Here is a 14581-nt window from a genome sequence, read left to right as displayed (position 1 = left end):
GCCCATTGGTGGGAATAGCGCCGTTCGTTCTGAAGCAGAATATTGGAAGAACCTATGCCTTCGACGTGAAACGTCTGGGGAAAGGCCCAATACGCAAATGAATTTGCATAAAGAAGAAGCGGCCCAAAGGCCGCCTCTCTTAAATCACAGTGGGAATCAAACCCCAACAGGATTAGCCTTCTCCGGATCAATCTTGTACTGCTTGATCGCCCGGGCCACATCCTTCGCGGTCATCTTCCCTTCCTTCGCCAGCGCCGCAATCGCGGCATGCGCGATGTAGTACCGGTCAACCTCGAAGAACCTACGCAGGTTCGCACGCGTATCCGAGCGGCCGAAACCATCCGTACCCAGCACCGTGTAGCTCATCGGCACGAACGCACGGATCTGGTCCGCATACGCACGCACATAGTCGGTGGCGGCAATCGCCGGGCCCTGGCGGCCTTCCAGCAGCTCGGTCACGTAGGCCTTGCGCTGCTCACCTTCCGGATGCAGGCGGTTGGCACGCTCCACGTCGAAACCATCGCGGCGCAGTTCGTTGAAGCTCGGGCAGCTCCAGATGTCAGCGGTCACGCCGAAGTCCTTGTCCAGCAGCTCGGCGGCGGCAATGGCTTCGCGCAGGATGGTGCCCGAGCCCAGCAGCTGCACGCGCAGCTCGCCCTTCTTCGGCTTGCCGGCGTCGGTCAGCAGGTACATGCCCTTGACGATGCCTTCGGCCGCGCCTTCCGGCATTTCCGGGTGGGTGTAGTTCTCGTTCATTAGGGTGACGTAGTAATACTCGTCCACCTGGTCTTCCATCATGCGCTTGGTGCCGTGCTGCAGGATCACCGTCACTTCGAAGCCGAAGGTCGGGTCGTAGCTGCGTACGTTCGGGATGCCACCGGCCACCAGATGGCTGAAGCCATCTTCGTGCTGCAGGCCTTCACCGTTCAGCGTGGTGCGGCCGGCGGTGCCACCCAGCAGGAAGCCGCGGGTACGCATGTCGGCGGCCTGCCAGGCGATGTCGCCCACGCGCTGGAAGCCGAACATCGAGTAGTAGATGTAGAACGGCAGCATCGGCACGTTGCTGACCGAGTAGCTGGTACCGGCCGCCATCCACGAGCTGATCGCGCCCGGCTCGCTGATGCCCTGCTGCAGCACCTGGCCGCTCTGGTCTTCGCGGTAGAACATCAGCTGGTCGGCATCGACCGGCTTGTACTTCTGGCCGAACGGCGCGTAGATGCCGATCTGGCGGAACAGGCCTTCCATACCGAAGGTGCGGGCTTCGTCGGCCACGATCGGCACGATGTGCGGGCCCAGTTCCTTGTCACGCAGAGTGATGTTCAGGCTCTGCACGAAGGCCATGGTGGTGGAGTAGCTGCGCTCGCCGCTGCTCTTCAGCAGGCGTTCGTACGCTTCCAGCTTCGGCGCCACAAAGGTCTTGTCGGCCTTGCGGCGGCGCTGCGGCAGGTAACCGCCCAGTGCGGCACGGCGTTCCTGCAGGTACTGCACTTCCGGCGAATCCGGGCCCGGGTGGTAGAACGGCACCTGGCCGTCGGCCAGCTGCGCGTCGGTCACCGGAATGTTGAAGCGGTCGCGGAAGTGGCGCACCGCTTCGTCGTCCAGCTTCTTGGTCTGGTGGGTCGGGTTCAGTGCCTCACCGGCGCTGCCCATGCCGTAACCCTTCACGGTCTTGGCCAGGATGACGGTCGGCATGCCCTTGGTGTTCACGGCCTGGTGGTAGGCGGCGTACACCTTGTGCGGGTCGTGGCCACCACGGTTCAGGCGCCAGATGTCGTCGTCGCTCAGGCCGGCCACCATCGCAGCGGTTTCCGGGTACTTGCCGAAGAAATGCTCGCGGGTATACGCGCCGCCGAAGGCCTTGCAGTTCTGGTATTCGCCGTCGACGGTTTCCATCATCAGCTTCTTCAGGACGCCGTTGGTGTCCTTGGCCAGCAGGGCATCCCAGTAACCGCCCCACAGCAGCTTGATCACGTTCCAGCCGCCGCCACGGAACACGCCTTCCAGTTCCTGGATGATCTTGCCGTTGCCGCGCACCGGACCGTCCAGGCGCTGCAGGTTGCAGTTCACCACGAAGATCAGGTTGTCCAGGCCTTCACGGCCGGCCAGGGCGATGGCACCCAGGGTTTCCGGCTCGTCGCTCTCGCCGTCGCCGATGAAGCACCACACCTTGCGGTCGGACTTCTCGATCAGGCCACGGTTTTCCAGGTAGCGCATGAACTGCGCCTGGTAGATGGCGGCCAGCGGGCCCAGGCCCATCGACACGGTCGGGGTCTGCCAGTAGTCCGGCATCAGCCACGGGTGCGGGTACGAGGACAGGCCACCGCCGTCCACTTCCATGCGGAACTTGTCCAGCTGCTCTTCGCTGATGCGGCCTTCCAGGAAGGAACGCGCGTAGATGCCCGGGGCGCTGTGGCCCTGGATGAACAGCAGGTCGCCCGGGTGGTTTTCACTCGGGGCGCGCCAGAAGTGGTTGAAGCCCACGTCGTACAGGGTGGCGCCGGAGGCGAACGAGGCGATGTGGCCGCCCAGGTCACCCGGCTTGCGGTTGGCGCGCACCACGGTGGCCATCGCGTTCCAGCGGATGATCGAACGGATGCGCCATTCCAGCTCGGCATTGCCCGGGCTCTTGGCCTCGAGCTGCGGCTCGATGGTATTGACGTACTCGGTGGTGGGAGAGAACGGCAGGTAGGCGCCCGAACGACGGGTCAGTTCCACCATGCCTTCCAGCAGCTGATGCGCGCGCTCGGAGCCCTCGACATCAATAACGGCCTTCAACGACTCGATCCACTCCTGGGTTTCCACAGGATTCGGGTCGTTGTTCAGCACCTCGTTCAACCAGTTCATTAGCGCTCCCATAACCGCACGCACGCGCGCGACTGTTGTATAGATTTCTAGACCGCAAAGTGTAGCGCACCAAGGGCTTTCGTCACTTGGCTACGCAGGCGTATGGATGCAACCGGCCAGTGTCCGCAAGGGGCTTGCAAGCGCCCTTGACGGCCCTGCGGCGGGCCTTGGCGGCTGCGCGGGCTGTCGCTTGCGGGCCGCTGCGCCCATGTGCAGGACGCAGTGTTACCGCTGCCGATGACGGTTGTAGGGCAGCGCCGGGGCCACGGGGGGCGCCGTTCGGGCGTCGGCACTGAACCGGCGACAACGTGTCGCACCTGCCTCTGGATTGCCGCTGGCCGTGGGCCCAAGGTGGCCCGTGAGTGATGGGCCCGGTGGCCCTGCTCCCTTCCACAGCATCGCCGGGGCGCCTCGCAAGGGGCGCCCCTTTTGCTGTGGGTGGGGCTGGCCGTGGCCCAAATTGCACCTGCTTGTGGCCGGATCGGGTGTTGTCGCTTTCGACATATCGATATATCGTTTGCACACTCGTTTACCGATATATCGAAATGAGCCGAAGCCCCTCTCCCAGAGCCCGTTCCACCGATTCGGCGGTACCCCGTCGCAATGGCCAGCCACGTGTACTGAGCCGCGGCGACCTGCGCCTGCTGGTGCTGGCCCTGATCGGCGAGCAGCCGCGCCATGGCTACGAGCTGATGCAGCTGATCAGCAACCAGTTCATGCAGGCCTATACGCCCAGCGCCGGCACCATGTACCCGCTGCTGGCCAGCTTCGAGCAGGCCGGCTGGATCGAGGCCGAGGAAGTGGATGGCAAGCGGATCTTCCGCATCACCGCCGCCGGCGAGTTCGAGCTGAAGGTGCAGCGCACCCAGGTGCGCCTGGCGCAGCGACGTGCCTTCGACCGCGCCCGCGAGATCACCAAGGCCTCGCTGCCGCCGCCGCTGGCCTGCGCCCTGCGCGAGTTCAAGCGGGCGCTGGTGCACCACCACGGCCGCTGGGCCGAGGGCGAGGCGGACGAAGTGGCCGCGCTGCTGACCCGGGCCTCGGCCCTGCTCAACGGTACCGCCGGTAACGAGCAACCACCGATTTCAATGACCCAGCCAGACTGACGCCAGCCAGGTCTTCCCTACGCCGCGCGCCCCCGCGCGACACCTTTACAGGTAACCCCCATGACCGAACACAACAACACGCGCCTGCGCCTGGATGTGCGCTTCCGTGAATTGACCGTGCTGCGCACTGAAGAGGTCACCCCGCACATGCGCCGCATCGTGCTGGGTGGCGACGCGCTGGCCGGCTTCGATTCGCCCGGCGCCGACGACCACATCAAGCTGTTCTTCCCCAACGCTGCGGGCGAGATGGTGCTGCCGGTGCTGACCGCCGAAGGCCGCAGCTACCCGGACGGCAAGGAGCCCTCGCCCGCCCGCGACTACACCCCGCGCTGGTGGGACCACGAGACCGGCGAGCTGGCCATCGACTTCGTGCTGCACGACCAGGGCATTGCCGGGCCGTGGGCCGAGCGCGCGCAGCCGGGCGACGTGCTGGTAATCGGTGGCCCGCGCGGTTCGTTCGTGGTGGCCGACACCTACGACGCCTATGTGCTGATCGGCGATGAAACCGCGCTGCCGGCCATCGCCCGCTGGCTGGACGTGCTGCCGGAGGATGCCGAAGTGCAGGCCTTCATCGAAGTGAGCGATGAAGCCGAGCGCCAGGACCTGCCGCAGTACGAGAACGTGCGCATCCACTGGCTGGAACGCAACGGCTTCCCGGCGGCCAGCAGCACCCTGCTGGAAGACATGCTGACCGACTTCGAGGCGCCGGAAGGTGATGTCTTCTACTGGATCGCCACCGAATCGCGTCGCGCCCGCATGATGCGCAAGTTCATCGAAGGCCACCTGGGCGTACCGCGCGACTGGATCCGCTCGACCGGCTACTGGAAGGCGCACCCGGACGAAACCGACGGCGATTGACCGGGCAGCCGGTGGGTGCGGACCCTGCTTGGTGGGTGCGGACCGTTGGTCCGCACGCCCTTGACGCACCTTCCTGGGTGGGTGCGGACCGTTGGTCCGCACGCCCTTGACCATGTAGAGCCGAGCCCATGCTCGGCTGCTCTTCGTTCCGCGATCGGCGAACCCTCGCGCTACGCGCGATGAGCCGAGCGTGGGCTCGGCTCTACAGGAGCACTGGGCGCCGCCTGCCGCGTCCACCCGAACCGCTTCGCGGCCCATATCTCCAGCGCCACCAGCAGGGCGATGATCAGCACCGGCAGCAGCAGCCCGAAGTACACGCCGGGCATCATGCCATTGATCTGCGCCTTCACCAGCCGCAGCACGCCACGGGTGTGCAGCAGCTCATCCACGTGCATGGTCAGCGCCTCGCGCACCACCTTGGGCTCCAGGCCGAGGGTGCCCGCCTTGTCCACCAGCGTGTCTTCCACCATGCCGCGGAGCAGACCTTCGCGCACTTCCGTGGGTGATACAGCGGGCCATTGTAGAGCCGAGCCAATGCTCGGCTGCTCTTCGTTCCGCGATCGGCGAACCCTCGCGCTGCGCGCGATGAGCCGAGCGTGGGCTCGGCTCTACAGGTATTCCGCCGCCCGGTTCAACGCATCAGCCGCCAAGCAATGCGACAATCGCGCTCCTTTCCTGCAGCAACGAGGCCCACATGGCCAAACTGACCCTGGCCAGCGTGGATGCGCTGCGTACCCGCTTCGCCGATGACACTGCCTGCGATGCGGCGCTGGCCGCCTTCGCCGACACCGTTGCCCTGCGCACGCCGCTGCGCGAACTGGTGGAAGCACAGCACCGCTACCTGCAGGCCGAGTTCGAAGTGGCGCAGGTGGCCGATGTGCTGCGCCGCGACCAGAAGTACGCACCGGTGGGCCGCCCGTCGGTGCACATCGTGCAGCTGCGCAAGCAGCAGGCCGCGACCAAGCAGGCGGCGTTGATCGCACGCCAGGTAGTGGCGCAGGCAGCGCAGACCTTCGTGCGCGTGAGCGGGATGACGGTGAAGGCCAAGCAGAGCCCGAGCGAAACGTGCGTGGCATGGTTGGGCGCGCTGCGCTGAGCGCGCATACCCGGTAGTGCTCAACCTTGGTTGGCCTGCGGAGTGCTCTTGCGCCAACCAAAGTTGGCATCTACCAACGCGTGTTCCCCAGCACCCAAAAAGAAGGCCCGCTTTTCAGCGGGCCTTCTGCCTTCTCACGACGAGTGAGTTGGATGCATCAAGCCGCCGGCTTTTCGCCGGTGGCTTCGGTGGTGATGCGGATCTTCACTTCATCGCTGACGTTCGGGGCGTAGGCGCCGACGCCGAAATCGCTGCGCTTCAGGGTGGTGGTGGCATCGAAGCCGGCGGCCGGAACCTTGGCCATCGGGTGCTCGCCGCCGCCGTTGACGGTGACGTCCAGGGTGACCGGCTTGGTGATGCCCTTGATGGTCAGGTCGCCGGTGACGGTCAGCTTGTTGGTGCCGGCCGCTTCCACCTTGGTGCTCTTGAAGGTGGCATCGGCGAACTTGGCGGCGTCGAAGAAGTCGGCGCTCTTCAGGTGCTCGTCGAACTTGGCGGTGAAGCTGTTCAGGCCGCTCAGCGGCAGCTTCACTTCCACGGTGGACTTGGTCACGTCTTCGGCGTTGTACACCAGGGTGCCTTCGACGTTGCCGAAGTGCGCGCTCGGGTTGGAGAAGCCGAAGTGGCTCCACTGGGCCAGCACGTCGGTGTGGGTCGGGTCCAGCTTGTAGGTGCCCGAGGCGATCTTGATCGCTTCGGCGGCCGGCGCAGCGGCGGCGGCATCGGCAGCCGGGGTGGCGGCCTGCTCGGTGGTGGCCGGGGCGGCGGCATCGGCGGCCGGGGCAGCGGTGTCGGCCGGCTTGGAGCAGGCGGCGATGGCCAGGGTCAGGGCCAGCGGCAGCAGCAGTTTACGGGTGGCGCTCATCTCAGGAACTCTCCGGATCGTAGGGTGGGTACACGGTGCAGCAAGAGCCCGCCGCGGGACGGCGGGCCCGAAACCGATACAACGACTTACGCGATGCGCGCCGCTTCGTCGAACGACAGGCGCGGCAGACGCGGGAACAGGCCCGCCGAGTCACCGTAACCCAGGTTGACCAGGAAATTCGACTTGATGGAGGTGCCGGCGAAGAAGGCTTCGTCCACCTTGGCCGGGTCGAAGCCCGACATCGGGCCGGCATCCAGGCCCAGCGCGCGTGCGGCCAGGATCAGGTAGGCGCCCTGCAGGCTGCCGTTGCGGATGGCGGCTTCGTGGCGGCCTTCCTGCGGGCCGTCGAACCAGGCCTTGGCATCGGTGTGCGGGAAGAGGTAGGGCAGCTTCTCGTGGAAGTCCAGGTCGAAGCCGATGATGACGGTGACCGGGGCGGCCATGGTCTTGGCCAGGTTGCCTTCGGACAGGGCCGGGGCCAGCTTGTCCTTGGCGTCCTTCGAGGTGACGAAGACGAAGCGGGCCGGCGTGGTGTTGGCGGCGGTCGGACCCCACTTCACCAGGTCGTACAGTTCCTTCAACAGGCTCTCAGGAACCGGCTTGTCCAGGAAAGCATTCTGGGTGCGGGCAGTACGGAACAACTGATCGAGGGCAGCAGCGTCGAGCGCGTGGGACATCGGTGGATCTCCAGGGCAGCGAAGGGAAGTCAGTGCCCGCGGGCGGCGCGGGGCGAATCGACGAGCCGCAGTGTAGAGTGTCGCGACTGTTGCAACACCCAGCAGGGCTGAAACGAATTAATGCCAATGGTGAAACGATCGAGCGCACCCTGGACGGTCACTGACGGCCGCGCGGGCAATGTCCGCCAGGCGGTTGCGCTGGCCTCGGCGCTGCGCCAGGGCACCCATCGGCCGCTGGTCCTGCAGCCCCGCGCGCCTTGGCGCTGGCTGTCGCCGCGTCGCCTACCCGGCGATGTGAATGGCTACGGCGAGGCCTTCGCGACGCTGGCTGCCGATGCCCCGGCGCTGGCGATCGGTTGTGGCCGCCAGGCTGCGGGTGCCCTGCGCGTGCTGCGTGCCCGTGGCAGCCAGGTGGTGCAGATCCTCGACCCGCGCATCAACGCTCGCCATTGGGATGTGGTGGTGGTGCCCGAACACGACGCCCTGCGCGGCAGCAACGTGCTGACCCTGCTCGGCAGCCTCAACCCGGTGGACGATGACTGGCTGGCCTGGGGCCGCGCCGCGTTCGCCGGCTTCAGCACCCTGCCCGGCCCGCGCACCGCGCTGCTGGTGGGTGGACCGACGCCGCTGGCGCCGTGGGATGAAACGTCGATGGTCGGTGTGTTCCGCGCGCTGGCCGACCAGATCCACAGCGAGAGCGGCAGCCTGCTAGCCACCACCTCGCGACGCACGCCGCCCGCCTTGGCCGAGATCCTGCGCGCGACCTTCGTGGACCTGCCGCACGTGATCTGGGGCGACGGCGGCGACGGCACCAATCCCTATGGCGGCCTGCTCGGCTGGGCCAACCGCGTGGTGGTGTCGCCCGATTCGGTGAACCTGCTGTCTGAAGCCTGCGCCACGCGCATGCCGGTGATGGTGGCGCTGGCCGATACCGCGCAGGGTCGGCTGGCGCGCTTCCAGCAGCAGCTGCGCGAGCGCGGGCGGTTGCAGGCGCACTGGCTGGACTGGCAGTACGACCGCATCGAGCCGCTGCGCGAGACCGCTCGGGTAGCGGCAGAAGTGAAGCAGCGCCTGGCATTGGGGTAGTGCCGGCCGCTGGCCGGCAATCCTGGGCGCCCGGCATCACGGTGGTGCCGGGTGCGCAGCGATTTCTGAACATTTCGATCCGCCCGCACCGTTAGAGTCCAGCTTCCCCCATCACGCTGAACGTCTTCATGCGCACCCTGCTCCTGCTGCCCCTGACCCTGCTCGCTGCCTGCTCCACCGCGCCCACCGAACTGGACCCGATTTCCTACCAGTGCCAGCAGCAGCTGGACGCGTATCGCGAACAACCGGCCTTGCGCGATCCGAAGACTGGCGAGCGCCCGCCGCTGCCGATCGCGCCGATCAGCGATGCCTGCGACAGGGAACTCAAGCGCAAGGGCGTGGACCGCCCGCTGCGCTGAGCGGCGTATGATCGGCGCGCGGGCCTGCCCGCCGTTGAAGGTATCGACATGGATCGTTTCTCCCGCCTGCCCCGCGCCGCCCTGCTGATCGCCAGCCTGCTGGCGACCGCACCGGCATGGGCCAAAAGCACCGAGTGCCGCGAACGCTACCCCAGCGTCGCCTCGCAGGCGGCGATGCTGGACGTGGCCTGGACCACCGCCGAGCGCCTGGATGCGCTGCCCGATGTGGACGTGGTGGTCGCCGCACGCGGTGGCCAGGATCTGAGCCGCTACGGCCTGCGACACAGCCACCTGGCCTTCCTGCTGCGCGAGGACGATGGCCGCTGGCGCGCGATGCACCTGCTCAACCGCTGCAAGACCGACAGCTCGCAGCTGTACCACGAAGGGCTGGGCAACTTCGTCGGCGAGAGCGGCGGCCATACCGACCTGCGCATCGGCGTGCCGGCGGCGCCGCTGCGTGCCGCGTTGAAGGCGATGCTGGTGTCGCCCTCGATCCAGCCCAAGGCGCTGCACGAAACCAGGTACAACGTGGTCGCCTACCCGTTCGCCACCGACTACCAGAACTCCAACCAGTGGGTGCTGGAGGTGCTGACCGCGGCAATGGCGCAGGCCGAAGGCGCGCCGGCCATCGTCAAGCGCGAACAGGCCCAGCAGTGGCTGCGCCAGCAGAAGTACCAGCCCAGCGTGCTGCATATCGGCCTGGGCAAGCGCGTGGGTGCGCGCCTGTTCGTGGCCAACGCCACCACCACCGACCATCCGGCCGGCGAACGCATCTCCGGCAACTATTCGGTGGTGACGGTGGAATCGGTATTCGACTTCCTGCACCAGCGCAGCCAACTGCAGCAGGAACTGGTGATCCCCCATGTGCCGGTGGCCGGTGCTGCCGCCGCCACGCCCTGAATCCAGCAAGGAGAACGACATGCGCACCCTGCCTGCCTTCCTGATGCCGATGCTGATCGTCGCGAGCCTGGCCTGGTCCACAGCCGCTCATGCAGAGCGCCGCATCGTGATCATCCATGACCCGGGTCCGCAGGGGCCGAGCCTGGAGATGTCCTCGCAGATGGTGAACTCGGCCCGTGCGGCGGCGGCGAAGGAAGCCCAGGATGCCGCCGATGCTGGCCAGCCGCTGGCGCGCCCGCAGCAGATCAAGCTGCCACAGATGCAGGTGAGCGCCATCGCCACCACCGTCGACGGCCGCCGCGAAGTGCTGCTGCGTGATGCCAACGATCCGCAGAACACCGCGTCGATGCAGTACCCGCGCGGCATCGGCGATCCGGCCGTGCAGTTCACCGTGGGCCAGACCGTGAACTTCGAGCCCACTGGCAACGACCAGGGCTGGCAGCTGAAGGACAACCAGGGCCGCCCGCTGGAATACCTGCCCGAGGCCACCGGCCCGCGCGACATCTTCGATACCCGGCGCTGAGCCGCCGTCCCCCACCCTGACCAGGAGGTCTCCATGTTCCGTTGCCTGCGCGTTCCCGCCACTGCCCTGCTGCTTTCGGCGCTGGTGGTGCCCACCGTCCATGCCGGCGCCGCGCCACAGTTGAACAGCGGCCAGACCAGCGTGCTGGTCACGTCGCTGATCGTGCTGTCGATTCCGTTGGCCACGTCGATGGGATTGGCCGAACTGTCCAAGGCCCCGTTCAAGGCCAGCGAGCGCAACGGCAAGGTCGCCGCACGCACACCGGCGGTTCCGCTGCCGCCGATGGAGGTGAAGCAGGTCGCCACCACGCCAGCCGGTGATCGCCAGGTGCACCTGCAGGTACCCGGCAAGGCCGACCAGACCGCAACGCTGCAATGGCCGGCGGCTGCAGGCGATGACCCGGTCGCCGGCTTTGTCGTTGGCCAGCAGGTGCGCTTCGACCCGACCGACGCCGGTGCCGGCTGGACCGTGAAGAGCGCGCAGGGCCAGGCGCTGGCCTATGTGCCGACCGCCTACGCCGCCGGCGACGTGCTGAGCGAGGTGCTGTAAAGCTGAACGACCGGTTTTGGCTTTGCCGCGGGCCGGGCGGATAATGGGCGATCCCCTTTGTCCCCCTGGCTCGCCATGTCCGTGCGTCCTGCCCCTGTGTTTGCCCCGCTGACCCCGCGCGCCCTGGTGCTGGCGGTGCTGGCGATGGGCGCAGTGGTGCTGCTGTCCAACGTACTGGTGCAGTACCCGATCAACGATTGGCTGACCTGGGGTGCCTTCAGCTATCCGGTCGCGTTCCTGGTCAGCAACCTGATCAACCGCCGTTTCGGCCCGGGCCCGGCGCGCCACGTAGCGTGGATCGGCTTCCTGGTAGCGGTGCTGCTGTCGATCTGGGTGGCCACGCCGCGCATCGCCATTGCCTCGTGCTCGGCGTTCATCGTGGCGCAGCTGCTGGACATCACCGTGTTCGACCGCCTGCGCCGTGGCAGCTGGTGGCGCGCGCCGATGGTGGCCACCACCTGCAGTGCGACGGTGGATACCACCATTTTCTGGTCGATCGCGTTTGCCGGCTCCGCCCTGCCGTGGGTGAGCTGGGCCGCCGGCGACCTGGCGGTGAAGCTGGCGATCGGCGTGTGCCTGCTGGCCCCGTTCCGCGCGTTGCTGTGGAAGATGGCGCCGCTGCGCGCCGCCAGCTGACCCCCACATGCCTTGGTAGGTGCCAACCTTGGTTGGCACGCTGTTGCCGGGGTCATGAACGCTGATGGGTTGTGCCAACCAAGGTTGGCACCTACCAAGAGCGCATTCCCGCACGACCGTGCATCACCCGAACGGCAACGCCGCGGCTCTGCACGCTGCCGTAATCGCGGCACACGCCTCTTCAATCGCGGGCGTGGTCGGTGCCAGTCGCGGACGTCGATCCAGCGTGCAGGCCAGGCCTACGTCCAGCAACGTGGCATGTGCGCCATGCAGCGCCTCTGCGGTGTCTTCCGGCAGGAAACCGACAACCGCCAACGCGTCGATCAACGACGGGGTATCGCGCGGCTGTAGCAGCGCCGCGTGCTGCGCGCTGCGCGCCAGCACACCGGTCTGCAGCAGGAACTCCAGGTCCACTACGCCACCGGCGCCCTGCTTCAGGTCCAGCCGCACGGCATCGCTGCGGTCCAGCTCGGTGCGCATGCGTCCACGCATCTTCAGCACATCGGCATACAGCGTGGCCGGATCGCGCTCACGTCCCAGCGTCTGCGCACGCACCTGTTCGAAGTCGGCCAGCAGGCTGGCATCACCGGCCACGCCGCGTGCGCGCACCAAGGCCTGGTGTTCCCAGGTCCATGCGCGTTCGCGCTGGTATTCGGTGTAGCTGGCCAGCGAAGACACCAGCGAACCCTTGCCACCGTCCGGGCGCAGGCGCACGTCGATGTCGTACAGGCGGCCCGCAGCAGTGACCGCACCGAGCAGCGCCATCACCTTCTGCGCCAGGCGCGCATACCAGCGCCCCGGCTCCAGCGGACGCGCGCCGTCGCTGGCGTCCACGCCGGCCGGATTGTCGTGCAGGAACACCAGGTCCAGATCGGAGCCGAAGCCCAGTTCCAGGCCACCCAGGCTGCCGTAGCCGATGATCGCGAAGCGGCCACCGGGAATCTCGCCGTGTGCGGCGCGCATGTCCGCCTCGGCCATTGCCAGCACGGTGACCACCACCGCCTGCGCCAGCTCGGCCAGTTGCCGGGTGCTGTCCACCGCCCCTTGGCGCCCGTCCAGCGTGGCCATCGCCATGCGGAAGCTCAGCGCCAGCCGCGTCTCGTTGAGCCAGCGCAGCGCAGATTCGGGATCCTCCACCGCCAGCACCTGCTGGCACTCGGCCAGCATGCCGGCGGCATCGGGCATCGGCCCGGACACGCGCACGTCCAGCAGTTCGTCCAACAGCAGCGGATACGCCGCCAGGCGTTCGGCCAGCAGCGCACTGCGCGCCAGCACATCGACCAGGCGCGCCAATGCACTCGGTTGTTCGTCCAGCAGCGCGAGATAGCTGGTCCGGCGCAGCACCGCCTGCAGCAGGCCAAGCACGCGCTTGAGCGCGGCGTCCGGCTGCGGTGAACGCGTGGCGGCATGCAGCAGCGCCGGCAGCACACGGTCCAGGCGTGCGCGGGCCGCGTCGGACAGTGACTTCACGCCGGTGCCCTGGGCGAAATCGCGCAGCGACTGGTCGGCGCCGTTGGCGTCGAGGAAACCGGCTTCGGCCAGCAGCGGTGCGTTGCTGCCGTCGGGCAGGCTGCGCCAGTAGTTGGCCAGTGCATCGGGCGCGGCCTGGCCCTTGCGCGGCGCGAGCAATGCGGCGAATTCGGTACTGACCCGTGCCTGCTGCACGGCCAGCGCCGCGCACAGCACGTCCCAGTCCGGATAGCCGAGGCCGACGGCGATGCGCTCGCGGTCCAGCGCATCGCTGGGCAGCACGTGGGTCTGCGCATCGCGCAGCATCTGCAGGCGGTTTTCCAGCCGGCGCAGGAACAGGTAGGCCTCGCGCAGCGCGCTGCCATCTTCGGGGGCGATCTGCCCGGCGGCGACCAGCGCGTCCAGCGCCACCAGCAGGCGGCGTTCGCGCAGTGCCGGTTCGCGACCACCGCGGATCAGCTGCAGCGCCTGGCACAGGAACTCGATTTCGCGGATGCCACCGGCGCCACGCTTGATGTCCTCGTGCAGCTCGCGGCGCGCGACCTCGGCGGTGATTGCTGCCTTCATCTCCCGCAGGCCGTCGAGCGCGGTGAAATCCAGATAGCGGCGGTACACGAACGGGCGCAGGGTCTGCAGCCACGCTTCACCGGCGGCGATGTCGCCGGCCACCGCGCGCGCCTTCAGCCACGCATAGCGCTCCCAGTCGCGGCCTTCGCGCTGGAAGTACTGATCCATCGCTGCGAACGACAGCGCGACGCGGCCGGCGCTGCCGAACGGGCGCAGGCGCAGGTCGACGCGGTGGCTGAAGCCATCGACCGTGGTTTCGTCCAGCAGCTTGGCCAGGCGCTGGCCGAGGCGTGCGAAATACTCTTCGGCGGCCAGCGCGCGCGCGCCGTCGGATTCGCCGCCGTGCGGGTAGGCGTAGACCAGGTCCACATCGGAACTGAAGTTGAGCTCGCCACCGCCGAGCTTGCCGAGGCCGAACACCACCAGCTGCTGTGGGGTGCCTTCGCCATCGCGGACCACGCCGTGGCGTTGGGCGAATTCCTGCTGCAGGGCGTCCAGTGCCAGCCGCAGGCAGTCTTCGGCCAAAGCGGTGGCGCCGGCGAGGGTCTGCGGCACGTCGTCGAGGCCGGCCAGGTCGCGCCAGATCAGCCGCGTGGACATGGCGGTGCGCCAGCGCCGTATCTGCGCCGGCCAGTCGCTGGGCTGCAGCGGATCGAGCACCGGCGCCGGGATCGGCGGGCAACCGGGCGCGGCCAGCTGCGCCAGCAGCGCCGGTTGCCGCACGAGGGTGTCCAGCGCGAAGTCACTGGTCACCGCCAGCCGGGTCAGCAGCGGCAGCAGCTCGGCAGGAACGGGCTCGGGCAGGACCTGGGCCAGGCGCGCCAGGGCGCGGTCGACAACGGGCTGGAGGACGGCGGACAGTTCGGCGGGGGCGAGGGTCATGCCCTGATTCTCGCGGGGTCGGATCCCTTTGCCAACGGCGAAGGGCTCTGCCCCCGAGATGCCGCCGCTTGATGCCGCGGGTGGGGTCAGAGCCTTTTGCCCTTGGCAAAAGGATCCGACCCTGAAGGGGTGCCGCGTATTCATACTGGGCGGCAGGCAATAA

13 protein-coding genes and 1 pseudogene are annotated in these 14581 nt (G+C 67.7%); 9 read left to right on the top strand and 5 right to left on the bottom strand.

The window, feature by feature from the left end; all coding sequences use genetic code 11:
* Window positions 1-156: 156 nt before the first annotated feature.
* Window positions 157-2844, bottom strand: coding sequence for a pyruvate dehydrogenase (acetyl-transferring), homodimeric type (aceE, locus tag ARC63_RS17195; protein WP_019660853.1), 2688 nt, complete (start codon window positions 2842-2844; stop codon window positions 157-159).
* A gap of 545 nt (window positions 2845-3389) precedes the next feature.
* On the opposite strand from aceE, the gene ARC63_RS17190 reads away from it, so the two are divergent.
* Window positions 3390-3950: a PadR family transcriptional regulator gene (locus tag ARC63_RS17190; protein WP_029379930.1), complete on the top strand. Its 561-nt coding sequence runs from the start codon at window positions 3390-3392 to the stop codon at window positions 3948-3950.
* Window positions 3951-4010: 60 nt separating this feature from the next.
* On the top strand, window positions 4011-4808 hold the full coding sequence (locus ARC63_RS17185) for a siderophore-interacting protein (protein WP_049454464.1): 798 nt from the start codon (window positions 4011-4013) through the stop codon (window positions 4806-4808).
* 170 nt (window positions 4809-4978) lie between these two features.
* On the opposite strand, the pseudogene ARC63_RS17180 reads toward ARC63_RS17185, so the two are convergent.
* A pseudogene (locus ARC63_RS17180) lies at window positions 4979-5305 on the bottom strand (hypothetical protein); the annotation flags it as partial.
* Window positions 5306-5502: 197 nt separating this feature from the next.
* On the opposite strand from ARC63_RS17180, the gene ARC63_RS17175 reads away from it, so the two are divergent.
* Window positions 5503-5904 (top strand): hypothetical protein, encoded by a 402-nt coding sequence (locus ARC63_RS17175; RefSeq protein ID WP_010484191.1) that lies wholly within the window; start codon window positions 5503-5505, stop codon window positions 5902-5904.
* A 157-nt stretch (window positions 5905-6061) separates the two neighbouring features.
* Here ARC63_RS17175 and ARC63_RS17170 read toward each other — a convergent pair whose 3' ends face one another.
* Both ARC63_RS17170 and ARC63_RS17165 read right to left on the bottom strand, forming a co-directional pair.
* Window positions 6062-6769, bottom strand: a complete 708-nt coding sequence (locus ARC63_RS17170) for a YceI family protein (RefSeq protein ID WP_005407837.1) — start codon at window positions 6767-6769, stop codon at window positions 6062-6064.
* A gap of 86 nt (window positions 6770-6855) precedes the next feature.
* A complete protein-coding gene (locus tag ARC63_RS17165) occupies window positions 6856-7446 on the bottom strand; it encodes a malonic semialdehyde reductase (protein ID WP_049412235.1) in 591 nt (196 codons plus the stop codon).
* A 126-nt stretch (window positions 7447-7572) separates the two neighbouring features.
* On the opposite strand from ARC63_RS17165, the gene ARC63_RS17160 reads away from it, so the two are divergent.
* The 6 genes from ARC63_RS17160 to ARC63_RS17135 all read left to right on the top strand — a co-directional run bounded on the left by ARC63_RS17160 (window position 7573) and on the right by ARC63_RS17135 (window position 11499).
* Window positions 7573-8532, top strand: a complete 960-nt coding sequence (locus ARC63_RS17160) for a mitochondrial fission ELM1 family protein (protein WP_057503902.1) — start codon at window positions 7573-7575, stop codon at window positions 8530-8532.
* Window positions 8533-8660: 128 nt separating this feature from the next.
* Entirely contained in the window at window positions 8661-8891 is a 231-nt protein-coding gene (locus ARC63_RS17155) for a hypothetical protein (protein ID WP_010484194.1), read from the top strand.
* Window positions 8892-8939: 48 nt separating this feature from the next.
* Window positions 8940-9791: a DUF2145 domain-containing protein gene (locus ARC63_RS17150; protein ID WP_057503901.1), complete on the top strand. Its 852-nt coding sequence runs from the start codon at window positions 8940-8942 to the stop codon at window positions 9789-9791.
* Between the two features lie 19 nt (window positions 9792-9810).
* Window positions 9811-10314, top strand: coding sequence for a hypothetical protein (locus tag ARC63_RS17145; RefSeq protein ID WP_029379931.1), 504 nt, complete (start codon window positions 9811-9813; stop codon window positions 10312-10314).
* A gap of 33 nt (window positions 10315-10347) precedes the next feature.
* Complete coding sequence (locus ARC63_RS17140; RefSeq protein WP_057503900.1) at window positions 10348-10863, top strand: hypothetical protein; 516 nt, start codon at window positions 10348-10350, stop codon at window positions 10861-10863.
* A 75-nt stretch (window positions 10864-10938) separates the two neighbouring features.
* On the top strand, window positions 10939-11499 hold the full coding sequence (locus ARC63_RS17135; RefSeq protein WP_057503899.1) for a queuosine precursor transporter: 561 nt from the start codon (window positions 10939-10941) through the stop codon (window positions 11497-11499).
* A 123-nt stretch (window positions 11500-11622) separates the two neighbouring features.
* Here the strand turns inward: ARC63_RS17135 and glnE are convergent, their stop codons facing one another.
* Window positions 11623-14418 (bottom strand): bifunctional [glutamate--ammonia ligase]-adenylyl-L-tyrosine phosphorylase/[glutamate--ammonia-ligase] adenylyltransferase, encoded by a 2796-nt coding sequence (glnE, locus tag ARC63_RS17130; RefSeq protein WP_057503898.1) that lies wholly within the window; start codon window positions 14416-14418, stop codon window positions 11623-11625.
* Window positions 14419-14581 lie beyond the last annotated feature (163 nt).

Origin of the sequence: Stenotrophomonas geniculata ATCC 19374 = JCM 13324 (assembly GCF_001431625.1) — a bacterium.
In the GTDB taxonomy this organism is placed as follows: domain Bacteria; phylum Pseudomonadota; class Gammaproteobacteria; order Xanthomonadales; family Xanthomonadaceae; genus Stenotrophomonas; species Stenotrophomonas geniculata.
This window is presented reverse-complemented; position numbering and strand designations above follow the sequence as displayed.